Origin of the sequence: Slackia equolifaciens, from assembly GCF_003725995.1 — a bacterium.
Taxonomy (GTDB): domain Bacteria; phylum Actinomycetota; class Coriobacteriia; order Coriobacteriales; family Eggerthellaceae; genus Slackia; species Slackia equolifaciens.
The window spans coordinates 43660-65733 of sequence record NZ_QIBX01000017.1; the positions used below are offsets into that span (position 1 = coordinate 43660).

Sequence of the window (22074 nt, forward strand, 5' to 3'; positions counted from 1 at the left end):
AAGGTTTGAGTGCGCGCTGTCGCGCGCTGCCTAGCCCCGTCCGCCTGTCGGGGCTATCTGATTATTTCGGCTCGCCCGTCTATGAATCATGGGAGGAGGGGACGTGACTCAAGAAGAAGCTGCGCTTGAGCCTCGCCGCGTAAAAGGTAGGTTCGCCCCTTCTCCTACGGGACGAATGCACGCGGGCAACGTCTTCTCTGCGCTTGTGGCTTGGTTGGTCGCTAAATCGCAGGGCGGGTCGATGGTTCTGCGCATCGAAGATTTGGATGCGGAGCGGTCTAAGCCGCAGTTCATCGATGCGGTGCAGCGAGATTTCGAAACACTTGGTCTTACCTGGGACGAAGGCCCTTATTTCCAGCATGACCGAACTGATGCCTATGAGGCGGCGTACGTGCGGCTTTGCGAGCGCGGGCTCGTGTATCCGTGTTTTTGCACGAGGGCTGATTTGCATGCCGCCTCGGCGCCGCACCATGGCGAGAAACTCGTCTATGCCGGCACGTGCCGCGGTCTTACGGAAGAGCGGCGTGCCGAGCGCGCCAAATCACGTCCTCCTGCATCGCGCTTGATGGTGCCCGATGATTGCATCGAGCTGGTCGATGCAATTCAAGGCCCCTATTCTCAAAACCTCGCTTTTGAATGCGGAGATTTTCTCATCCGCCGCTCGGATGGCGCGTTCGCGTATCAGCTTGCCGTCGTGGTGGATGATGCCGCGCAGGGCGTCAATTCCATTGTGCGCGGCGTCGATCTGCTTTGCTCAACGCCGCAGCAGATGTATCTTCAGAATCTGTTGGGTTATCCTCATGCGGAGTACGCGCATGTGCCGCTGCTTGTTGCAGAGGAGGGGCGCCGTCTATCGAAGCGCGACCACGATGCTGCGCTCGATGCGCTGCTCGCGCGGTTCGGATCGCCTGCGGGTATCATCGGGCATATCGCCGGAATTACCGGAATTGCTCCAACGTGCGATCCCGTGATGCCCGAGGAGCTCCTTGCGTCATTTGACCTGAATACGTTCGCGAAGCATCTTCCCGATAAGGTTCAGATTCGTTGGCACTAGGCGCTTTGCAATGCCCTCCATTTGTGGCGATAAGAGTATCTGCGCCGCCCCCTTGCTCTCGAGGCAACCTTTCAGAGAGCGCTCGGACGGGTTCACGAAGTATGAGGCAGCAGGCAATCTCATTGCCAGAAATACGATGGATTGCAGTGCCGCGAACTATATGACCAAGGTTATGCCTCCAGCCGCAAGGATGGCGGCGGCGTAGAACGCCCCGAGCGCCACATTGACGCTGCAGATTTGCGCCATTGCGCCGATACGCGACTGGGGTGCGAGCGGGTTTGACAGCAGCGCCTTGATCAGAGGGTACGCTGCCAGGAGCATAAACGGAATCACGATGAGGCCCGGCGTAAAGAACAGGCCGACCAGCACGATTATGGCAATGACCCACAGGTAGACGAGCGCATGGTACAGCGTGCGCGCGCGGTCGCGCCCCAGAAGCACCGAGAGCGTCTTGCGACCGACGGGTATATCCTTCTCGACGTCGCACGTGTTGTTGGTGAACATGATGAGTCCTACGCCGATAATGGTAGGGATGGCCCACAGGAGGGCACGTAGGTCGAGCATTCCCGAAAGAGCCTGATAGCAGGCGAGCGGTATGAGTCCGCCCATTACCACTCCGCTCACGAGCTCTCCAATGGGAAGGTAGGAGACGGGGGTTTTGCCTGCGGAGTAGAGCACTACGAATACAGCGCCTATTACGCCGATGGCCAAAGGGATCCATCCCGCGACGTAGATGACGTATGCGCCCAGCGCGAATGCCGCGATCAGAAAACCGATAGCAAGGCGAAGGGCGCTTTTGGGGTTCACGTTGTTGTAGATGAGCGTAGCGTCCGACTCTTCCACGTTATCGTCTGCGGAGTCGGCTCCTTTCACAAAATCATAGTAGTCGTTGAATGTGTTGACCGCGGCCTGCATAAGCACGCAGATTATGAGCAGAATGCACGCCATGGAGGCGGATGTGGGCGGCGCTATGACGGCGGCGGCGCACATCGCGACCAGAGAGGGAAGGATGGCGGCGGGCCAGGTATGGGGCGCCGCAAGTTGAAGCGCCATGCGGGGCGTGAAGCGTTCGTAGGTAGTGTCTTTCAAGGGCGGCCTTCTTCGTAGGATGCGTAATTGCGCACACATGACGCATGCGAGCGCGTTTTTTCGAAAGGCCATTGTAGCGCACCGCGTCAGGTGGCGTGAGAGGCATGGTGTTCGGTCAAGAATTCTGCGTTTGGGCGGCAAGCGCATTATCGCAGGGGTAAGATTTCTGTCCAACGCAAGCTTTTGCGTTTCAGGATGATGCGGGGTCTCGGCTTTCCCGTCATGTCGGATTTGGAATAGCGCTGCACTCCCTATGCCTCCTTTGCGAGGAACTATCAGCTATCCTATGCGTGCTGGGCCCGGGCGCACGCCGTGTGCGGCTGTCCAACGGGCGAGGCTGTCGTGCTCATACTGGGGTTGAAGGGTTGTCGCTCCTGGGTCGAATGTTTGAAAGGGTCAACCATGCTTGTGAATATTCTTGCCGTTGCTCTTGGAGGCGCTCTTGGGGCCGTGGGACGCTATCTCGTAGGAGTGCTGGTTGGAAGCGTGGGCGCAGAGGCTACGTTTTGGGGCGTCTTTCCGCTCTCTACTTTTATCGCTAACGTTGTCGGATGCTTTGCGATCGGGTTTCTCTCGGTTGCGTTCGACGGCCCGTTTTTGGGCAAGGATCAGGCCCGGCTGTTTGCCATCACAGGCATAATGGGCGGTTTCACCACGTTCTCAACCTTCAGCCTCGAGACGGTCGCGTTGTTCCAAGATGGCGCTTGGGGTATTGCTGCGCTGAATGTGGCGCTAAGTCTGGCCGCGTGTTTGGCTGGTGTGGTGTTGGGCCGCATGGTCGCATCGGCGGTATTCGCGCGCTAGAAGTCGTTCCTGCATTCGATGCGACGTTAGCGATGCCTCGTAATCAATGATTGCAATCATTGATGCGTTAGCTTTTACCGCTTGTATTTGCGGTTCTGCTGCAACAAACGGCGATTTGCTGCATTGCAACCGTTGCTCCGAAACGAACGCCGATTTGCTGCAGTTTTCGGACACCCCTTCGAGTAGCCCAATCGGCACGACGCTCTGACATGGGGAAACGACGAGCCCAACGGCAGTGTACTTGGGGCACCCCTCGAAAACTGCAGCAAATCGGCGTTTGTTTGCGAGGGCGACCTTTGCGCGGTTGCAGAGCGACGTCTATAATGCAACAAATTGCCGTTTGTTTGCGTGGGCGACTTTTACGCGGTTGCGAAACGACGTTCGCGCGGTTGCGGGGCGACGTTTGGCGGCAGCAAATCGGCGTTTATTTGTGGAACGACGCTTATACGGCAGCAAACTGGCGTTTGGTTCTGGGTGACTATTTACGCGGCTGCGAAACGACGTTTGTGCTGCGGCAAATCGCCGTTCGTTGATCAGCGTGCGCGGTGATACGCTTCTCGAAGCTCGGTTTTTGTGCGCTCTCCGAGGTCGATTAGCTCCTGACGGCCTTTGACGCCGCATTTTGCGTAGATGCGACGCATGTGGGTATCGGCTGTGCTCTTTGCCACGAATAGCTCCTGGGCAATGCGCTCATTGCTGCGGCCCTTGAGGGCGAGCGTGAGCACTTCGGCTTCGCGCGCCGAAAGCCCGAAGCGCTCGACGAGCTGTGCGCAGGCGCGCTCTTGTTCGTCCGACGTGTCAACGATTTCAGAGAGCGCCCTGAAATCTCGCTCGGTGAACAGAAACAGGTAGGCGAACAGGATCGCAAGCCCTGCGCATGCCATGATGCCGTACGAGAATGATGTGTCGGGCATGATGGTGTCGTAGAGGTTGGCTGCAGCTATGCCGAAGGCCTCTCCGATATAGAGAGCGAACAGTCCTCCTGCGAACGTGATTGCAGGAGGCGTCTGAGAGAAGCGGGCCATGACCAGGAAAAACGACATGAACGACGCTACCAGGCCGAGGTATCCTGCCAACACGATGGCTTCGCCGGGAACGCCGCTGTTCTGCAACAGAGGAGAAAACAGAAAGCCTGACATGATAACGAGCATGGCGATACGGTACATGCTGCCGAGCGATTCTCCCTCGGTGGGCTTCTCAACGAAGAGCGACTGCAGCACGGCGATGCAAAACAGGGCAAGGATAAGCAGCGTTGCGGGGAAGTCGGGCGTGGAGAGCATGCCGGGATCGCTTCGGTAGCTTTCCATAAAGCCGGCCGCAATGCCGAACGTGGCGGCGCCGGCGATCATGCGCGTGCTCATCGCGCCGACCCCGGCCGCCTTGAATGCGGAGGAAAGAGACGGCTTGGCCGCCTTGCGGTCGTCGCGTAGCGGGGTCGGCGACGGGTCGGCATTTGCCTGGGCGGGGGCCTGGGCATGGGCCTGGTGCGCATCGGCGTCGCTGAAAGCGGGTTTGCCTGAAGCACGCAAACGCATGTGCCCCTGAGCGGGCGTATGACTCGCTTGACCGTCGGCATGAGCCTTCCTGTGCTCCATAAGGCACGCAGTTGCGACTCCCGCGCTCGCTAGCGCGCACAGGGCGGGAATGGCCAGCGCCACCGCCGACGGCAGAAATGCGCAGGCGAAACATATGGCGGCAGCAAAGCCCGTGGCCGCGAACACCTCGCAGGCGATGGCTCGCGGGGAGCCTGCCCCCAAAACGGTCGCCCAGGCGAGATAGAGCAGTGCGAGCGAGCACCCTACAAGCAATCCCTCAATGACCAGGGCGAATAGCTGTATATCATGAGGAATCTGCGGTGCAAGCGATCCCAGCGCCAGAAGGATTGCTGAGGTGACGATTGCGGGGACGGCCCCATTCGACCCCAGCAGGCGAACGATTGCCGTTCGTCCTAGCGCGAGGGTGAGGCACATGAACGCGAGCACGAAGAATAGATCGATGCGCTCGAACAGCGCGCCGCCGAGCTCGAGGCCGCGGTTCGATCCCATATAGAACAGGGAGAATATGCATCCTTGATGGCAGGCGAACCCCAGAATTCTCATCCAGGAGGGGCCGCTGTGTTGCGCTTCGCTCACGTTGCTTCCTTTCTTCTTGATGAATGATAGCAAACGCTAAGCGACGCTTTGCGAGATTGACGTGAAAAGCGAAACGCCCCGGCTTGCACGTGGCAGGCCGGGGCGTTTCGTGGCCGCGGGGCGGGCAGAAGGGAGGGAGGATTAGCCCTGAACCGTTGCGGCCTCTTCAACGGAAGACTCCGTGGAAGACGTGGTGGATGCGGCGGCGAGCTTCTTCTTGCGCTTAGGAGCGGGCTCGGCCTCTTCCTCTTCGGCTTCAGCCGCTTTTGAGGAATCGCCGCCAGAGATGCCGTCGCGCAGGTTCTTGATGGTCTTACCCAACGAAGCGCCAAGCTTAGGAAGATGCTTGGGGCCGAAGATGAGCAGAGCCACGCCAAGGATGATCAGTAGTTCAGGCATGCCGAGTCCGAAGATTTTCATGAGTCGCCTCCGTAATGTATGTCGGAATGGTTCGTGCGACGGGTGTCGCGTACTGCTGCGTTAGGGTTTGCTCGCCCTTGGCAACGAAGGAAAGAATACGTCCGAGCGTGTCATGCGCCTATCGTGCAGAGTGATGAAATGCCTGGAAAAGGGCTCATTATGCTGTCATGCAAATTGAGTACTGCATGCACTCGGCCGCAAAAGGCGACGCGTCGGCCTCTATCGAGGCAAACTTATCTAGGGGCACTGCGCCCCCTTGCTCATATATATGATAGGATGCATCGGTCGGCCTTGCGCCGGCTCCTGTTGTGCCGGAAACGGCTTCATGTCCCACGTCTCGCGGGAGGCACGAAAGTCATGCCTTCGGCGAGACGCGCGGACCTCGATTCGAAAGGGGGACGAAGTGGATTCGTTCTTCAAAATCTCGGCCCGCAATAGCACTGTGGGCAACGAGGTGATCGGCGGCCTGACCACGTTTTTGGCTATGGCCTATATCATCGCGGTCAATCCGTCGCTTTTGCAAACGGCGGGTATTCCGTTCGATGCGGCGCTTACCGCGACGTGCGTGGGTGCTGCGGTCATGACCATCGCCATGGGCCTCGTCGCGAACCGCCCCATAGCGCTTGCCTCGGGAATGGGCATCAACGCCATCGTGGCGTACACGCTCTGCCTGGGAGAAACGGCGGTCGACTGGCGCGTTGCCATGGCGATCATCTTCCTCGAGGGCATCGTCATCCTGATCTTGGTGCTGTGCGGCCTGCGCAAGGCGGTCATGGATGCTATTCCTGCCAGCCTGCGCCATGCGATCGGCATCGGCATCGGCCTGTTTATTGCCTTTATCGGCCTGAAGGGCGGCGGGATCATCGTATCCGATGAATCCACCATGCTCGCGCTGGGCGATCTTACTTCGCCCACGGCGATCGTGTCGCTCATCGCCATTCTGGTGGCCGTGGCGCTGCAGGTGATGAACGTGAAAGGCGCGCTGCTCATCTCTATCGTGGCGGCCACGATTGCGGGCATTCCGCTGGGCGTCACTGCTCTTCCAAGCGAATGGAGCTTCGGTCTCGACTTCAGCACGTTCGCGGCTCCGTTCCAGACGGTTCCCGGCACCGACACCATGGCGCTCGTGCAGGTGTTCTTGCAGCCCGCTCTGCTGCTGTTCGTGTTCTCGCTGCTGATGAGCGACTTCTTCGATACCATGGGTACCGTGGTGGCCGTGGGCGAGCAGGCGAATTTCGTTGACAAAGACGGCAACGTCGAAGACATCCAGCCCATTCTGACGGTCGACTCCGTGGCGGCCGCCGCAGGCGGTTTCTTCGGCGCCAGCTCTATTACCAGCTTCGTGGAATCTACGTCGGGTGCTGCGGCTGGCGCACGCACCGGCCTTTCCTGCGTGGTCGTGGGCGTGCTGTTTTTCGTGTTCGCGTTCTTTTCGCCGGTCATCGCCATGGTGACGAGCGCTGCCACCTGCGGCGCGCTGGTCGTTGTGGGCTACCTGATGCTTTCTGACGTGGTGAATGTCGATTGGTCTAAGATTGAGTTCGCGTTTCCTGCGTTCATCACTATCCTGGGCATTCCGATGACCTACTCCATCACCAACGGCATCGGCTTCGGGTTCATCTCTTACTGCGTGATCAAGATCGTGCAGGGCAAGCCGGGCGAGGTCAAGCCCCTCATGTGGGTGGCCGCGCTCGCATTCCTCGTGATGTTCATCGTAGGATAGCGTCTCGTGCGCTTGAGGCCGGACGTACGGTAGGCTGCATGCAGGAGCCTCCTTCGCCAACCGCCCTCAACCCCATGTTCGGGGAGCAGGGTGCGGTTCGCGTCGGAGGCTCTTTTGCTGCGTGGTTCAAGGGCGAAGGCGCGGACGGACGTTCTGGCTGCCCTCGCGACGGTCCCCGGACGGCCTAGCACACGCGGTTGAGCTCGCCCGTCTCGGAGTCCATGATGTAGCCGCCGATGCGCACATGCGGCGGCATGACGGGGTGGTGCGCGATGGTATCCACGCTTTTGCGCACAGCCTCTTCGGTGTCGCCGAAGCCGGCCAGCCAGCGGTCGAAATCGACGCCGCAGTGACGGGCGAAATCAATGCGCGCCTCCGACACGCCTAGGCGCTTCATGTGCTCCACCATCTCTGCGCCGTTCATGTGCTGCGCTCCGCAGTTGGTGTGGGCCACTACCATGACATCTTCCACGCCCAGCTCGCACACCGCGATGATGATTGAGCGCATGACGCTGCCGAAGGGGCTCGCCACTTCGGCTCCTGCCACTTTGATGATCTTCGCATCGCCGTTTTTGAGTCCGAGCGACGCTATGAGCAGCTCGGAGAGGCGCGTGTCCATGCACGACACGATGGCGAGCTTCTTGTCGGGGAACTTGTCGGTGCGGTAGCGCTCGTATTCGCCGCGTTCGACGAACGAACGGTTGTACGCAAGAATGTCGTCTTGGATCATGATGCCCCCTTATCTCATGGCGGTCTTAGGTGCGGCTATTGCTCAACCGGAGCATGATAGCGCAAAGAAGCGACCCCGTCTCAAGGCGGGGCCGCGTTATGCGTGGGCGAAAGTCAGGCTGTTTCATTATGCGTGGGCGAGACCAGGCTGTTTCGTTGTGCGAAGGCGAGAGTCGGGCCGTTTCGTTATGCCATTGTGTGCAATGGGGATGTCTGTTCGGCGCTGGTATCCATAAAAGCCCTGATTAATAAAGTCCTCAAGGAGTGCACTGCGAATGCCTGGGCGGCGTGGATATCTAGTCGTCGAATGCGTTCACGATCAGCGCGACGACACCGCACAGCAGGCCGCCTATGGGCCAGGCGATCCAGAACCACATGGCGCTCGTTCCTTCGGGGTTGAACTCGCCCCAATCCCAGGTGCCTGCTTGCCCCATGGGCATGAACAGCAACGCGAGTGCGACGATGGTGGCCATGAGCATGATGGCGCCGCAGAGCGCTCCCACCTTGTTGGACTTGGCTTTGCGGCTTATCAGGGTGTCTTTGATTCGCTGGTCAAGCTGGGCGTTCACGATGTCTTCCATCTCCAGCTCATCGGCGGCGTCCTTGTTGTATTCGGCGATGTTGGTGCGCCCTAGCATCATGCAGAAATGAACGATGAGCCACACGCCCAGTGCGATGAACTCCATGAGCAGGAGCAAGCCGAGCTTTTCGTGCTCCGTTTCGCCCAAAAGAACGATGAAGGCGATGCCTACGAAAATGGCGCAGATGCCCAGCAAGATTCCGCGTGAGAAATCGCTGCGTGCCTTGCGCTTCTGCTCCTCGGTGTAGAAGTCTTCGATGTAGGGATGCGCTTTTACGAATGCGGAATGCTCCATGCCCGCAGGTATGAGGAACGCGAGCCCTAGGGCAATGCCGATGAACACGCAGATGACCATAAGCGCGCCGGCGTCGCTGCCGGCGAAGACGGTCCATTGGCCTTCCAGGAACAGCCCGATGCCGATGAAGATGAGAATGAGCGCGATGCCGCTGGGTACGCGGTAGGCGAGCTTGCGCTGGTGCTCGTCGTAGCCGCAGATATCCTGCGGCGGGCCCGGCGGAACGGGGATGGCTGCATGGCGGGCGGCGTCTCTAGGCCCGTCGGGGGAGTCGGGCTGCGAAGCGCGGCTTGTGAGGTCGCCCTGCACCAGGTCGTCGAGCGTGCAGTCGAAGAGCTGGCACATCTTGAGGAGCTTGTCCATCTCGGGGTAGGAGCGCTCGGCCTCCCACTTTGTTACGGACTGGCGGGATACGCCCAGAAGCATGGCAAGCTGCTCTTGCGTCATATTGCGCTCGGCGCGCAGGTGCTGCAGGTTGTTGCGGAAGCTCACGGCTGGTCCTTTCGTGCTGCCTTATCGATGGCGTGCAAAGATCGACAAGGGTCGGATGTCATTGTACGGGAAAACGGTTTGGCGAATCGCAACGTTTGATTGGCTTCGGCATCGCTTGCCTCGGTCGTTTTCCCTGCCGGCAGCTTGAATTATGCGGTAGCTCCGGAGGCCAATCCACCAACTTGAGGCTTCAATATCGGCAACTTTGAGGCGCCTTGCGGTTGCAAAGGCCAGGTCAGAAGGCTGTTGGAATCGAGGGGCGGGCATTTTTGCGATATGGCGGAAATATCGTGCGCGGTGTTCGTTTCAGGTTCGCGACGAGTCTGGTACCATGGCCTCGCGTTGCGCTCCGCCATGAAAGGACCTTGATGAAAAAGCCATTCCCGCATCTCGTTTTACTGCTTGTCGTCGTTTTTGCCTGCGGCTGCGCCCTCGCCGCGTGCTCGTCGTCCCCCGCTCAAGAATCTTCTTCCGCTGACTCCGCCGACGGCGGCGCCTCGTCGGGGACCGAATTCGAATCCACGGCCATGGTGGTCGCGTATGGCGACGGGGATCTGCTCTTCTTCGATCAGGAGAACGACGGCCCCTATGCTCCCGGTCTCGAAAACGCTGAAATCATCGGGCTCGACGGAGCGCCCATGCGCCCGCAGGATTTGACGTCCGGCAACATCGTGCGCGTGACGGGCGACGGCATCATGCTCGAGAGCTATCCGGGGCAGTACCCGGGCATCACGAAAGTGGAGGTCATCGAAGAGGGGAGCCCCTCCGATGCCGACCGCTACGATGAAGTCATCGCGCAGATCTGGCAGCCGCGCGATCCTACGGAGCCTGCGCATGCGACTCTCGAGTACGCGACCGATCTTGCCGCTGTCGCGCTGTTCCCTTTGACGTGCGGCTACGAATGGAGCTATGAGAAAGACGGCGAGGTGTCTACGGTCAGCGTGGACGCTGCGACCCCTGTGCAATATGCGGTCGATGATCTTCCCGACGCGCGCATCGAATCGTCCTTAAATGCGACGGTCTCCTTCGATATCACGCCTATGGACGTAAGCGTGGTCAGATGGGAAGAGGTGGCTGTCGAGAAGGCGGCCCAGGAAGCTGGCTCGGCGCAGGGCGTCGACGAAGCGTCCGTCGCAAGCGAATCGGTGGATGTACAGCTGGCAGATGGGCGTGCGTCGTTCGCTATCGAACCGGGGTGGCGATATGAAATCGACGCTCAATTCAAGCAGGGGTCGGTGGGATACGCGTTTGTTGCGCTTCAACCCCGATAGAATGGGTGTACGCTGACGGGGCGCCTCGCCGAGGGGCTGGCCGTCTCCCATAACCGGCCAGCCCCTCGGCGTATAATCAGCGGTCGTCATGCGCGCGGCCGTGCTTTCGCTACACGGCTTCGGCTCTCAGGGCGTCTACGATGCTTCCGGCCTGCGCTTTGCGGAGGGCGAACGCGACGCTTATCCCCAAGATGGTGAGCGTGACCGCGAACGCTGCCGCTACGTAGGCCCACGGCATGGTGAACGCGAGCGACGAGAAGCTGAAGCTCGAGCCGTAGTAGATCACGTAGGTGACGGTAGCCGCCAGCACGAACCCGATGAGGAAGCCCTTCACGGCGAACCCGGCGCATTCGCACACGAGCATCTTCGCGAAGTCACGCTTGCCCATGCCAACGCTTTTGAGCACTGCGAATTCGCGCGTGCGCAGGATGATTGAGTTCGTAAGCGTGTTGAATACATTGGCCACGGCTACGAGCGCGGTGATCAGACTGAACAGCAGCACGAACAGCTGGATGGCCTGGGCGAGCATGCGCATGTTTTCGCCCGATGCGGCGCTGTCGAACACGTCAATGCGTATATCCTCGCCCTGCTTTTGAGCGGCTATCTTGCGGAGTGCCTGCGTGGCGGTTGCATGGTCGTTTGCGTTGAGCAGCACGTTCGCGAACGTGAAGCCGAGCATGCGCTGCAAGCCGTTAGCGGCCGACGCGTCTTAGACACTTTCGGGCATGATGAGTACGGGGTAGTGCGCCAGGGCGTTGATGGAGTACATGCTGGAAGGAATCTGCTCCTCGCTTACCGTGCCCACCACGTCCACCTGGAGCGTGGGCGTGTCGGCGGGCAGCTCGCGCGCCTCGGTCTCGCCCGTCTCGGTGTTGAGGTAGAGCGTCTCCAGCTCGCCGTCTTGGCCTTCCACGAGACCCCAGGTGTTCCAGGTGTCGTCGGGGTTATCATCGATCAGATCGTAGAGCGTGACCGTGCCCGTGTTGGAAATGGCTCGCATGTCAAGGTAGCGTCCGTCCTCGGATTGGCCGCGATAGGCGTCAAGCCCCAGGGCTTTCGGATGCTCGGCGTCGTCGAACTGAGCGGGGTCAACGCCCACGCGCTCGGCCAGCGCGTCGAAGGTCGCATCGTCCAGGTAGAAGGTGGTCAGGTTCTGCACGTAGTCGCCGGCCTTCGTGTAGGCGGAGGGCACCCAATTGGCGCTTGTGGTGTCGAATTTGGAGTCGTACACCTCGCGCGCCTCGGGGTCCAGCATGCTGGCGGGCACGAAACCCTGTGCTTCGCCCTGCTTCACGACACCCGCCAGCTCGGTGCCTTCCACCTTGGCGGCTTCCTGCTTGAAATTGTCCATAGAGCTGAGATAAGAGTCGAACGCCTCAGGCGTCAAACTCCAGGTAGGGGAGCCGTTGTAGCTGAAGGTGGCCAGGATGTCGGCATCGTTGCCCGAGCCGTTGGTGGCCTTTGCCTGCCCGACGAAGGGGTCCATGTAGAGCTTCACGCTTCCGCACACGATGAGCAGCAGCATGCTCATGGCAAGCGACGCTACCACCACGCGGCCCCGGCTCGAGGCGCGTTCGCGGCTGCGCTTAGCGAGCACGCCCGGCAGCCCGAAGAGACGTCCTGCGATGCCGCGGTGTAGGGCGAACGAGCCGGCACCGGCGTACGCCGCTTGCATGCCCTGCTGTTGCGCAAGGCTGCGCACCTCGTTAACCTCCTTGCGCTGGCGTCGCAACGCGCGCCGCGTCAGGCGCACGTCCTGCGTTTGGTGGATGGCGTCCACGGCGCTCACGCGGGAGGCGCGAAGGGCGGGAATCCAGGCGCTCACCAGCAGGATGACCAGCGAGAACAGGGCGCAGCCTACGAGTGCTGCGGGGCTCACCGTGAAGGGGATGCCTCCTTCGAGGGCGATGGCGCTGCCCAGCGCGTCGGAGGTGAAGTGGAGCGTGACGGCCACGCCTACAACGCCCAGCGCGATGCCCACCGGGATGCCGATGATTCCCAGCGCGAGAGCCTCGAACAGCACCGAGCGTCGCAGCTGGCGCTTGGATGCGCCGATAGAGGAGAGCATGCCAAATTGGCGCGTGCGCTCGGCCACGCTGATGGAGAACGAGTTGTAAATGAGCGACACGCCGGCGGCTGCCACTACCACGGCAAGCGTGGCGGCGATGATAAAGAGCGAATCGAACACGGCGCGATCTTCGGGCATGCCCTGGTAGCGTAGTAAGTTGGTATGGAGGAGCGGGTCGTTGCCAAGGCCGGCGTTGGCGGCAAGGGCCTCGAGGTCGGCGCGCGAGCTGAGGTTCTGCGTGGCGAGATAGGCGCTTACGATGGGCGTGGGGCCGGATTTGATTGCGGCGGCGCCCGCTGCGCCTGTGCCGTTCGAGGCGTTCGCCTCTTGCGTGCCGGATGCGGCGGCTTGTGCGTCGGTGGCGGGCGCGGTGATGCCGATGAGCCCGGCACCGGTGGCTACGAAGTCGTTGCCGTAGAATGAGCCGAGGTCGCTATAGAATCCCACGACCGTGAAGGTGCGCGACTGCGTATGCGCAAGGCGCTCTTCCGGGATGCCTATCTTTTGGGCGTCATCGGGGCTCGTGTACGAAGTGCCGCAATCCAGACGCATGTCTTCGCCGGACTCGGCATCAGCGCGCACGCGCTCGCCGAGGTCTAGGGTCACAGTGCTTCCTATTTGGATGTTCTTGCCCTGCACGCCGGAGGGGCCGGATGCGTTCTCGTCTTGTGCGTCGAATGGTTCATCCCCGGGATTCGAGCCTTTCTCTGTGTTCGTTTCGCCGAGGGTTTCGCCTTGGAGCATGCTAGGTAGCACGATTTCATCAGGCGTCTCGGCCGCGCGGCCTTCCGTGACGGCAGGCACGAGGGTCAGCGGCGCGCCGCCCGCGTCGAAGGAGCCCTTGGCGGCAAAGGGGGCGGTCTTCACGGTGAGGTATCCGCCGAACAGCTCTTGTTCATGCTCGCTAAAAGCGGCCGAACCCAGCTCATAACTTGTGGCCAAATCGGCTACGTCGTCGTTTTGCTCGAGTGCGGCCAGCGAATCGTCCGATACGTTGCTTGCATAAATTTGCCACGAGCCCTCGGATTCGAGCGTGCGTTGGTAGAGGCCAGCGTTCAGGCTGGTCAGTGTCGTAAAGATGGCGGTGATGAGCGCGCAGGAAAGCGCGATTCCGATGACGGAGACGATGGTGCGCACGCGGTTCTTGGCAAGCGAGCGCAGCGTGAAATTGCTCATGACGCTCATTTGCGGATCCTTTCGTCGCGCACGATGCGGCCATCTTCTATGGCAACGATGCGATCGGCGGTCAGGGCGATGTCTTCATCGTGGGTGATTACCACGAGCGTCTGCCCGAGCTGTTTGTTCGAGCTGCGCAGAAGCGCCATGATGTCGCGGCTGTTGCGGGAGTCGAGGTTGCCCGTGGGCTCGTCTGCGAGCACTACCGCGGGCGCGTTCATGAGCGCGCGTCCAATGGCTACGCGCTGCTGCTGCCCGCCCGACAGCTGATTAGGCAGGTGCGCTTCGCATCCTTCCAAGCCAAGCGATTTGATGAGCCACTGAAGTCGCTCGCCGTTCACCTGCCGGCCGTCGAGCGCAACGGGCAGAGTCATGTTTTCCACGACGTTGAGCACGGGAATCAGGTTGTAGAACTGGTAGACGAGGCCCACTTCGCGGCGGCGGAACACCGCCAGCTGCTCGTCGGAGCGGGCGTACACGTCCTCGCCTTTGAGGCGCACGGTGCCCGATGTGGGCCTGTCGACGCCGCCCATCAGGTGCAGCAAGGTCGATTTGCCGGAGCCCGATGAACCTACGATGGCGACGAATTCGCCCTCGGCTATGGAGAGCGTGACGTCGTTGAGCGCGCAGGTGGCGGCCTCGCCCGTACCATAGATTTTGCTCAGGTGCGACACGGTAAGGATGTCCATGGTGATGCCTTTCTCGTATGCCGGATGGCGCACGTGCGGTAGCGGTCTGCCTGAATACAGTGTCGCAGGCGGGTCTTTCTATGGCGTGACGCAAAAGTGACTATCCTGTCACTTTGAGGGTATGGAACGTACGTGCAGCGACGGCGATTTCCAACGTGGAAGGCGTGGACTGCAGGATCGAGTGGCGTGCGCGCCGCGTGATGCTTGTTGCCGGATTTCGGGGCGACCGCACATGCGGAAGGGGATACCGCGTGCCGGGTCTTGGGTTGCCCGTTGGCGGATTCGTCGACCAGGTGCGCACGTCTGTGCAGGGTTCTTCAGGCGCTATACCGTCAGCTTGGGGAACACGATGTCGAAACGTGCTCCGCCATGGGCGGCGTTTGTGGCGCGTATGCTTCCGCCCTGGGCGTTGACGAGCGCCTGCGCAAGCGAGAGCCCGATGCCGAAGCCTTTTGGTCGCATGACGGTTTCATAGTCGGCGGCCGTGCCGGCATCGTCGCTCTCCGTTCCCGCGCTTCCGCGATAGAAGCGCTCGAAGATGTGGGGCAAATCGGCTTGCGCAATGCCTGGACCGCTATCGGAGATGCAAAATCGGCAAGCCACTGCGTCTTCGCTCGCCTCTACGCGCACTGTTCCGCCGGCGGGCGTATGCTCCATGCAGTTCTTCAGCACGTTGGACAGGCTCTCTGCCGTCCATGCCGCATCGCCGGCGAATCTCGTTTCGGGCGCCACGCGGATTTCGCATGTGACGTCGTTCAGGTCGAAGGCGACAGCGAGAGGCTCCACGGCGGCGCGCACCACGTCTGCAGCGCTTGTGACCTGGGAAGTGAGCTTGATGGCTCCGGCATCTATGCGCGCGATCTTGAGAAGCGAGGTGACGAGCCACGATACGCGGTCGATGAGCGACTCGAGCTCGCGAAGCTTCTTGGCTCGCTCGCGCGCGTCGCTCGACCGTTCGATTACGGGCACCATCAGCTCCGCGGCGGTAAGGGGCGTGCGAATCTGGTGGGATATATCGGCGAGCGCGTTTGCCAACGCACGCTTCTCTGCCGCAAGATCTTCAGCGGTTTTAGAAAGACGGGCGCAGACCTTGCCCACTTCGTTGCGTAAAACCGCTACATCTCCCTCTCGATAATCGGATATGATAAGCGGCCTTCCCTCGTGGAGCACGGCATCTATCTCAGCAGAAAGGCGCGATATCTCTTCGTAGCGCTGATACGAGAAGATGCAGAACAGCAGCGTTGCCGCAAGGCCGGTTGCCAGGGAAGATGCGCCGACAAGAAGGGCGGGAGAGAGGGAGCCGTACATGCGCGCGCCCGGTGCGAAAGCGCCTGCAGCAAAGGAAGCGACGAGGGCGATTGCGATGCTTGATCCTAGAATGCATGCGGCCTGTTTGGGAAAGACGGGGTTTCGCATCAACGTTTCCACGATCGCTCCTTTTTGCAGAGAATCCGTTTTCGCATCGGAGCGCGGGGTTTTCCGCCAACTCCTTCTTGTATGGCTCATTCGAAGCTAACCTTGAGCTTTGTATCCCAATCCTCGCACGGTTACGATGCGCTGCGGATTCGCCGGATCGTCTTCGATCTTCTCGCGCAGGCGCTTGATGTAGACGGTGATGGCGTTGTCCGATACATATTCGCCGCCGGAGTCCCATAGGGCGTCGCGTACGGCATCGCGCGTGAGCACCTTGCCGATGTTTTGGGCGAACACGAGCAGCAAGCGGTACTCAAGTGCCGAGAGGGCCAGTTCGCGGCCGCCTTTGTATGCCATGGCGGTTGCGGGATTGACCTCGACGTCTCCGATCCTTAATGGCTCGCGGGCGTACTCGGGCTGGGCTCGACGAGCGGCGGCATGAATGCGCGCCAAGAGCTCTCGGGCGCGGAAGGGCTTGGCTATGTAGTCTGCGGCGCCCATGTCAAGGCCGGCAACGGTGCTGAACTCGTCGTCCGATGCCGTGAGAAAGATCACGGGCATGGCAGGGGTTATCTCACGCGCGGCGGCGCACACCCCGAACCCCGTGCCTTGACGCAGCGTCACGTCGAGCAAGGCAAGGTCGAAGGTGCGCGAGGACAAAAGCCCGACTGCCTCATCTTGCCGGGAGGCCGCTGTGACCTCGTGCCCCTCGGTTTGAAGCAATGCCGAAAGCGCATCCACGATTGCTGCGTCATCTTCCACGATGAGGATTCGCATGCTACAGCTCCAGCTTCATATAGACGGCCTCGGGAATAGGGTTGTCGTTGTATCGGGGGATGTCCTCAAAGCCAAAGGAGTGGTACATGGCGATGGCGGCCTGGAGCACGGGAAGCGTGTCTAGGTACATGCACTCGTATCCCGCTTCGCGCGCTTCCTCTATGAGGCGCTGTACCAGACGTTTGCCTATGTGGTGCCCGCGATTGCCCGGCTTGACGTAGAGGCGTTTCATTTCACAGGCGTTTTGTTCGGGAAGCTCGGGCATGGGGCGCAACGCGATGCATCCTATAGCCGGTCCGCCGAAATGAGCAACGAATAATCGGCCCTGCGGCATGCCGTACTTGCGTCCTAGGTGGTCCAGCTCGTCATCGTAGCTTTGTCGGGCGAGGCATTCGTCGAGTCCGGTTTGTTCGGTTGCCAGCCAATCCATGTATTCGATGATGAGCGCGCGCACCTCGTCAACCCGTTCGTACGCGGGTTCGATGACCAGTTCGCCGGTTTCGTGTTCGGGTTCGGACGCGTGGAGCGATTTGCGCTCGGGTTCGATGGCCGCATTTTGAGGTTCGGGTACGTTCATGATGCTTCTTTCCACGTTGTTTGCACGCAGGAAGCATTGTATCGCGCGCGGCGGCGTCCAACATTGCAGTTTCGTGACGCCTGAGATGCGGGGCATGGGGAACGAAGGGGCGTATTGCGCGGATATAAGATGGAGCGCGTTGTCTAGCCGAGTGCGTCTAGGGCGATATCCAGGGCCGTGTCGCCGCCGAAAAAGCCGGCAACCGTGGGGGCGTACTTGCCGATCCATGCGCTAGATGCGGTTGGGTCGGCGTCTTCGTCTGCCTGGGTGGAGCCGTCCGGCGGTTCGGGTGCGTCTGGCGCATCGGGCGCCTCCGGAGAGGCGAGGTCCATGAGCGTGTTCAGCAGGGGAATCTCTTCGGGGCTCTCAATCACGCTGGTGCCCAGCTGCACGGTACCGCGGTCTGCGTCGACGTTCATCATGAAAACGCGCGGGTCGAATCCGCCGAGGGCAAACCCTGCGCCCATCAGCACGATTCCCAGCGCGACTAGCCCTGCCGATACGGCAAGAAGGGCGCTCTTTATATTGCTCATTCCTGGTCCTCTCAATCTGGCAAGCAGATAACCTCGTCGGATGCTCATCTTTTCCTGATGCCGAAATTTGGCGCGGTGCACTTTTATGCCTTGGTAACGGAATCGCCATGGCGCGGTGCTTGGTGCGGGTTTCGGCGCATTGCCTAGGCCGTCTGCGCAGCGGACGAGCGTCGTGCGCCATCGGCTTCGCTGCCGCGCATTCTGACAAATGGCGACGTCATCTTGCGCATCCATTCCCTTGAAAGACAAGCAAGCCGCTTCGTTGCCGCCAGAGAGATGTAGACCATCGCAATCCCAAGCCCCGCTCCGAACAGCCCGGCACCTGCTTCTGCCAGGGCAAACGGGATGTTGCCTGCCATGGCTCCCCAAAACGCGATAAGGACTCCGGCAGGAAGGGCCACGATGAGTGCCACCGCCACGATCCACAGGCATGCCACCAGAATCCAGATGCAGGCATATACCGAAAGGGCTACGAATGCGAACGCGATAAGAAGCGGCACCCATACCACCGAGCCGAGAATGATGAGCGTCCACATGAGAGCACGGCTTTTGCGACGCGTCTTGACTACCGCACGGGGGACGGCGGGCAAGTCGTCGAGGATGGCTTCTGCCGCCATGCCGGGCGACCCAAGGGCGTCCACGGCCTCCTCCTCGGTCATGCCGTCCTCGATGCGGTCGTCGATCATTTCGGCGTAGAACGTAAGCGATTCGGCTCGCGCGTCTTTGGGGAGGCATGCCAGCAGGGAGTCAAGGCGGGCGAGGTATTCTTACTTGTTCATGATGGCTCCTAGATGCTTGATGCGTTTGCTGGGCGTGGTGAGAAGGGGGATTGGTCAGCGGAAGGCCTGCTGCTCGAACCATTCTGTCGAGTGGCGAGCGCGCTTGCGGCGTTCTGCGGCGTTGGCTGGGTTTCCCTTGCGGTTGCGCCACCCTGAACCGAGCTGGCGGGGTGAGCATGCGCGGCATCGGGCGTCGCTTCGGCGCTGAGGGATTGCGCCATCGAACCGCGCCCTGTGGCGGCTTCGACGTAATCGTAGATTGCGAGCACTTCGGAGCGTTCGGCCACGAACTCGGCGATGCGAAGCCTGCCTGCCTCTGTGATGCGGTAGTACTTACGCAGGCGTCCATTGTGCTCCGCCGTGCGCACCGCGATGCACTGGGCGGCTTCGAGGCGCTTGAGTAGGGGATAGAGGGTCGACTCGGTGAGGCCCAGCGTAAGTGGGACGTCTTTTACGATCTGGTATCCGTAAGATTCGCGTCGATCGATCGTGGCAAGCACGCAGGCCTCTAAGAAGCCGCGTTTCATTTGAGCGTCCAACTGCTCCTCCTTCCCTCGGGTGTCGAGAAATCACATTGCCATGGTCTGATGCGCATTTTGCTGCGCGTGAAGCGGCGAGCTTAGTCTGATTGCCCTGTTGGACATCATTTGCGTAGTCACATATCGGATAATACCTCATACTATGCAATACATACTATGTAATGCATGGCATTATGTGTCAAGAGGCATATGCATGATTCAAAAAATCGCCGGACGAGGAGTCGCCCGGCGATTGCGCGATGCGTTCTGTTGATGGGTAAGAGGTTCGAATCGGACAAGAGGTGCGCATTAATTGTTGCGCATCGGTTGTCACGCGTCAGTTGTCGCGCGTGAGGCGCTTAAACATCACGGCGAAAAGCGCTGCTCCTGCAACAACCCATGCAAGCGTTACGGCAACAGGCATCAATGCATCGGAACCATTGATTGCGCCGTCCATAACCATGCCCATGAGCTCGTAGATGCCGCCGCACGGCGTAAACTCGGCAACTCGAGCAATATCGGGGCTGGTCATGCCAAAGATGGGTACCATGGTGAGCAGGAGCACGGGCACGCCGTACACGCCGGCGGTTGCCTGATCGCGACTGGCGAGGCCCAGCACCAACGCCACCAGCACGACAGGCAAAGCACCCGCAATTCCCAGTGCCATATATGCGCCGAGCCATTCAAGCTCACCGCCCGCCGCAAAAAAGCTACCGGCTTCGACCACGGCGATTACAACAAGCGCCAGCACGCTCTTCGCGACAACCACCTGGCCGGCGCTTACGTTTGCAAGCATGAGGGTGCGCAGCGTGTGCTTCTCTTTTTCCTCGGCTATGCCGTAGATGACGGTCATCGAGCCCGCCATGCCAATCGAAAGGCACAAGGCGCAGCCCAGCAAAAACTTCAGCACTTCGCGGCTGGCGGCCGATGCCTGCTCCGCCGAGAGCCCCTGGTCGGCGGCGACATCGCCGATCATGAAGCGGTATAGCAGCATGAACGCTATAGGCATCAGGCTAACTACCAGCATGGTTGGGTTCTTGAAGAAGTCGGAGAAGTCCTTTTGCAGAAGCGCGCCGATCTTGCGCAGTGAGGCGTTCATCTAGAACTCCCTTCCGGTTAGCTCGAGGAACACTTCCTCGAGGTTGGACTCGTCGGAGTGGATGGAAAGGCATTCGCCCGCCGCCAGCAGGTCGTGAACCTGGCTTGCCGCAGCAGCGTCTTTGGTGGTCACCACGGTGCCTCGTGTGTGCGTGCGTATGGTCAATCGATTGCGGGCGAACCTCAGTTTAAGGCTTTCGGGCGCATCGCACGCAACTATTTTCCCGTCATTGAGGATGGCTATGCGTTCGCATACGGTCTCTGCCTCTGCCATATCATGGGTGGTGAGAAACACGGTGGTGCCGGATTCTTTGAGCTCTGCAAGCATCTTGTGCACCTCAGCTCGAGCCGCAGGATCGAGGCCGCTTGTGGGTTCGTCTAAAAACAGCAGTTCGGGGCTATGGATCAAAGCGGCCAAAAGTGCTGCGCGCTGCCGCATGCCTTTCGAGCAGTTCTTTACCAGGGTTTTGCGGTCTTCGATTAAACCCATACGTTCGAGCAGGCGGTTTATGTCGCCCGCCCCTTTGCCGCGTACGCGGGCATAGAAGCGCAGGTTGTCTTCGATGCTCATGCGTTCGTACAGCGCGCTTGTGTCCGACAGGATGCCTATGCGCTCGTAATCGGCATCGGAAGCGTTTTCAATGGGGCGGCCCAAAAGCATTATTCGCCCTGCGTCTTTGACAAGCTGGCGCGTAAGCAGCTTGATGGTGGTTGTCTTGCCGGCTCCTGACGGGCCTAAAAACCCGAAGGTCTCGCCGCGCGCGACGCTGAACGTGAGGTTGTCGAGCACGCGTTTCGATTTGAAGGAGAGGCATACGCCCTCCATGGACAGAATCGGGTTAGACATGGGAGGCCTCCCTGTGGTCTTCGTTGCGCGTTTGGGCGGCATCATCCTTGTGATTCTGCTTGGAGTTACGGTCGGCGGCGCTGCGTTGCTTCACCAGCCCGGAACTGCCCAGAAGCAGTAGGATCGCGGCAATGACGGCGATGGTGGTGGTATCCATGGTTTTCCTCCTATAGGTAGAGTGGCGGCTATGCGGAGCGCCAGATTTTTAATGAGCGTGTTTCCGTTGCTCATCAAATTTATTCGACCGACGCTCTGCGGTACGTTGACAGAGCCGAAGCCGGTGGCCGATCTCAGGCCTTGCGCTTCTTTCCTGTGAGCAGAGCGATGATTCCATCGAGGGCCACCAGAGCGAAATCGACGATATGCGTCATCATGGTTGTTCTCCTTCGTGTCGTGTCCTTCTTTGTGGCGACACGAACTTTCGCATGATTCATCGATTGACTCAATGAATTCGGCCTGATAGGAGGCGTTGCGCCTACGACAGGAGCATAGGGAGGTACGAATGGAGCATCGAGGGATTTGAGCGGGTTTGTCCAAGAAATAACTTCTTGAAAATAGAGGCGAAGCATTGTCCGGGATGCCGGGCTGCGACGCTCGTTTGTAGTCGGCGCGTTAGGATTCGATATTGCATGGTCTGGTGTACGAGCTTGAGGCAAGGCGCCTGCTGCGCATCTTGTATTCGAGGTTGGGATTCTTTTAAATCTGCTCGCTTGGTGATGCGCGGAATAGTGTCTCAAAGCGTGCATTCACTTTTGCTGGCGTCATTTGAACCGCAATAGAAGGAATACGTACTGGTCTTTTTAAAAATCGGATCTAATAATTGCGACTTCCTACTGTAGTTCATGGATATGCTGGTGATTGATACCTGTTTTGTCTTTGTGGGGATCGCGTGCCGAAAGTTGGTGTCACGGGCCGCTTTGAAGGAGAAGCGGCCATTGCCTAGAATCGATCGTTGCGAAGGTAACCGATTCGAGAGAAAGGCAACGGCCACCATGGACACTCTACAGGAA

General features: G+C 60.0%; 20 protein-coding genes and 1 pseudogene. 4 read left to right on the forward strand and 17 right to left on the reverse strand.

What is annotated here, in order from left to right:
• The first annotated feature begins 103 nt into the window (after positions 1-103).
• Positions 104-1054, forward strand: coding sequence for a tRNA glutamyl-Q(34) synthetase GluQRS (gene gluQRS, locus DMP06_RS08850; protein ID WP_245962451.1), 951 nt, complete (start codon positions 104-106; stop codon positions 1052-1054).
• Positions 1055-1210: 156 nt separating this feature from the next.
• Here gluQRS and DMP06_RS08855 read toward each other — a convergent pair whose 3' ends face one another.
• A complete protein-coding gene (locus DMP06_RS08855) occupies positions 1211-2107 on the reverse strand; it encodes a prenyltransferase (RefSeq protein ID WP_181443047.1) in 897 nt (298 codons plus the stop codon).
• Between the two features lie 438 nt (positions 2108-2545).
• Here DMP06_RS08855 and crcB point away from each other — a divergent pair, with 438 nt between their 5' ends.
• On the forward strand, positions 2546-2947 hold the full coding sequence (gene crcB / locus DMP06_RS08860; RefSeq protein WP_123209382.1) for a fluoride efflux transporter CrcB: 402 nt from the start codon (positions 2546-2548) through the stop codon (positions 2945-2947).
• A gap of 533 nt (positions 2948-3480) precedes the next feature.
• On the opposite strand, the gene DMP06_RS08865 is transcribed toward crcB, so the two are convergent.
• Both DMP06_RS08865 and tatA read right to left on the reverse strand, forming a co-directional pair.
• Positions 3481-5079, reverse strand: coding sequence for a helix-turn-helix transcriptional regulator (locus tag DMP06_RS08865; protein WP_123209383.1), 1599 nt, complete (start codon positions 5077-5079; stop codon positions 3481-3483).
• A gap of 141 nt (positions 5080-5220) precedes the next feature.
• A complete protein-coding gene (gene tatA / locus DMP06_RS08870) occupies positions 5221-5499 on the reverse strand; it encodes a twin-arginine translocase TatA/TatE family subunit (protein ID WP_123209384.1) in 279 nt (92 codons plus the stop codon).
• Positions 5500-5902: 403 nt separating this feature from the next.
• On the opposite strand from tatA, the gene DMP06_RS08875 reads away from it, so the two are divergent.
• The gene (locus DMP06_RS08875; RefSeq protein WP_181443044.1) at positions 5903-7222 is read left to right on the forward strand and encodes an NCS2 family permease; all 1320 of its coding nucleotides are present in this window, start codon (positions 5903-5905) and stop codon (positions 7220-7222) included.
• A 184-nt stretch (positions 7223-7406) separates the two neighbouring features.
• Here the strand turns inward: DMP06_RS08875 and DMP06_RS08880 are convergent, their stop codons facing one another.
• Complete coding sequence (locus tag DMP06_RS08880) at positions 7407-7952, reverse strand: beta-class carbonic anhydrase (protein ID WP_181443045.1); 546 nt, start codon at positions 7950-7952, stop codon at positions 7407-7409.
• Between the two features lie 295 nt (positions 7953-8247).
• On the reverse strand, positions 8248-9318 hold the full coding sequence (locus tag DMP06_RS08885; protein ID WP_123209386.1) for a helix-turn-helix transcriptional regulator: 1071 nt from the start codon (positions 9316-9318) through the stop codon (positions 8248-8250).
• Positions 9319-9686: 368 nt separating this feature from the next.
• Here DMP06_RS08885 and DMP06_RS08890 point away from each other — a divergent pair, with 368 nt between their 5' ends.
• Positions 9687-10589, forward strand: coding sequence for a hypothetical protein (locus DMP06_RS08890; RefSeq protein WP_123209387.1), 903 nt, complete (start codon positions 9687-9689; stop codon positions 10587-10589).
• A 109-nt stretch (positions 10590-10698) separates the two neighbouring features.
• Here DMP06_RS08890 and DMP06_RS08895 read toward each other — a convergent pair whose 3' ends face one another.
• The 12 genes and pseudogenes from DMP06_RS08895 to DMP06_RS11445 all read right to left on the reverse strand — a co-directional run bounded on the left by DMP06_RS08895 (position 10699) and on the right by DMP06_RS11445 (position 21221).
• The gene (locus DMP06_RS08895; RefSeq protein WP_123209388.1) at positions 10699-11268 is read right to left on the reverse strand and encodes an ABC transporter permease; all 570 of its coding nucleotides are present in this window, start codon (positions 11266-11268) and stop codon (positions 10699-10701) included.
• A 30-nt stretch (positions 11269-11298) separates the two neighbouring features.
• Positions 11299-13842, reverse strand: coding sequence for an ABC transporter permease (locus DMP06_RS08900; protein ID WP_123209389.1), 2544 nt, complete (start codon positions 13840-13842; stop codon positions 11299-11301).
• Complete coding sequence (locus tag DMP06_RS08905) at positions 13839-14522, reverse strand: ABC transporter ATP-binding protein (RefSeq protein WP_123209390.1); 684 nt, start codon at positions 14520-14522, stop codon at positions 13839-13841. Before DMP06_RS08905 ends, DMP06_RS08900 begins: the two co-directional genes overlap by 4 nt.
• A 324-nt stretch (positions 14523-14846) precedes the next feature.
• Positions 14847-15950: a sensor histidine kinase gene (locus tag DMP06_RS08910; RefSeq protein WP_245962452.1), complete on the reverse strand. Its 1104-nt coding sequence runs from the start codon at positions 15948-15950 to the stop codon at positions 14847-14849.
• Between the two features lie 84 nt (positions 15951-16034).
• Positions 16035-16712, reverse strand: a complete 678-nt coding sequence (locus DMP06_RS08915; protein WP_123209391.1) for a response regulator transcription factor — start codon at positions 16710-16712, stop codon at positions 16035-16037.
• 1 nt (position 16713) lies between these two features.
• The gene (locus DMP06_RS08920) at positions 16714-17289 is read right to left on the reverse strand and encodes a GNAT family N-acetyltransferase (RefSeq protein WP_123209392.1); all 576 of its coding nucleotides are present in this window, start codon (positions 17287-17289) and stop codon (positions 16714-16716) included.
• Positions 17290-17432: 143 nt separating this feature from the next.
• Positions 17433-17822 (reverse strand): hypothetical protein, encoded by a 390-nt coding sequence (locus DMP06_RS08925; RefSeq protein WP_123209393.1) that lies wholly within the window; start codon positions 17820-17822, stop codon positions 17433-17435.
• Positions 17823-17965: 143 nt separating this feature from the next.
• Positions 17966-18577, reverse strand: a pseudogene (locus DMP06_RS08930) (DUF1700 domain-containing protein); the annotation flags it as partial.
• A 32-nt stretch (positions 18578-18609) separates the two neighbouring features.
• Positions 18610-19140: a PadR family transcriptional regulator gene (locus DMP06_RS08935; protein WP_181443046.1), complete on the reverse strand. Its 531-nt coding sequence runs from the start codon at positions 19138-19140 to the stop codon at positions 18610-18612.
• 316 nt (positions 19141-19456) lie between these two features.
• Positions 19457-20218, reverse strand: a complete 762-nt coding sequence (locus DMP06_RS08940; RefSeq protein ID WP_123209396.1) for an ABC transporter permease — start codon at positions 20216-20218, stop codon at positions 19457-19459.
• A complete protein-coding gene (locus DMP06_RS08945; protein ID WP_123209397.1) occupies positions 20219-21064 on the reverse strand; it encodes an ABC transporter ATP-binding protein in 846 nt (281 codons plus the stop codon).
• A complete protein-coding gene (locus tag DMP06_RS11445; protein ID WP_161957876.1) occupies positions 21057-21221 on the reverse strand; it encodes a hypothetical protein in 165 nt (54 codons plus the stop codon). Before DMP06_RS11445 ends, DMP06_RS08945 begins: the two co-directional genes overlap by 8 nt.
• Positions 21222-22074 lie beyond the last annotated feature (853 nt).

Excerpts from the sequence above, each read along its gene's own strand:
- DMP06_RS08915 (WP_123209391.1), bottom strand. The coding sequence starts at position 16,712 with ATGCGAATCCTCATCGTGGAAGATGACGCAGCAATCGTGGATGCGCTT.
- DMP06_RS08925 (WP_123209393.1), bottom strand. The coding sequence starts at position 17,822 with ATGAGCAATATAAAGAGCGCCCTTCTTGCCGTATCGGCAGGGCTAGTC.
- DMP06_RS08940 (WP_123209396.1), bottom strand. The coding sequence starts at position 20,218 with ATGAACGCCTCACTGCGCAAGATCGGCGCGCTTCTGCAAAAGGACTTC.
- tatA (WP_123209384.1), bottom strand. The coding sequence starts at position 5,499 with ATGAAAATCTTCGGACTCGGCATGCCTGAACTACTGATCATCCTTGGC.
- crcB (WP_123209382.1), top strand. The coding sequence starts at position 2,546 with ATGCTTGTGAATATTCTTGCCGTTGCTCTTGGAGGCGCTCTTGGGGCC.
- DMP06_RS08895 (WP_123209388.1), bottom strand. The coding sequence starts at position 11,268 with ATGCTCGGCTTCACGTTCGCGAACGTGCTGCTCAACGCAAACGACCAT.
- DMP06_RS08900 (WP_123209389.1), bottom strand. The coding sequence starts at position 13,842 with ATGAGCGTCATGAGCAATTTCACGCTGCGCTCGCTTGCCAAGAACCGC.
- DMP06_RS08890 (WP_123209387.1), top strand. The coding sequence starts at position 9,687 with ATGAAAAAGCCATTCCCGCATCTCGTTTTACTGCTTGTCGTCGTTTTT.
- DMP06_RS08920 (WP_123209392.1), bottom strand. The coding sequence starts at position 17,289 with ATGAACGTACCCGAACCTCAAAATGCGGCCATCGAACCCGAGCGCAAA.
- DMP06_RS08855 (WP_181443047.1), bottom strand. The coding sequence starts at position 2,107 with ATGGCGCTTCAACTTGCGGCGCCCCATACCTGGCCCGCCGCCATCCTT.
- DMP06_RS08880 (WP_181443045.1), bottom strand. The coding sequence starts at position 7,952 with ATGATCCAAGACGACATTCTTGCGTACAACCGTTCGTTCGTCGAACGC.
- DMP06_RS08945 (WP_123209397.1), bottom strand. The coding sequence starts at position 21,064 with ATGTCTAACCCGATTCTGTCCATGGAGGGCGTATGCCTCTCCTTCAAA.
- DMP06_RS08905 (WP_123209390.1), bottom strand. The coding sequence starts at position 14,522 with ATGGACATCCTTACCGTGTCGCACCTGAGCAAAATCTATGGTACGGGC.
- DMP06_RS11445 (WP_161957876.1), bottom strand. The coding sequence starts at position 21,221 with ATGGATACCACCACCATCGCCGTCATTGCCGCGATCCTACTGCTTCTG.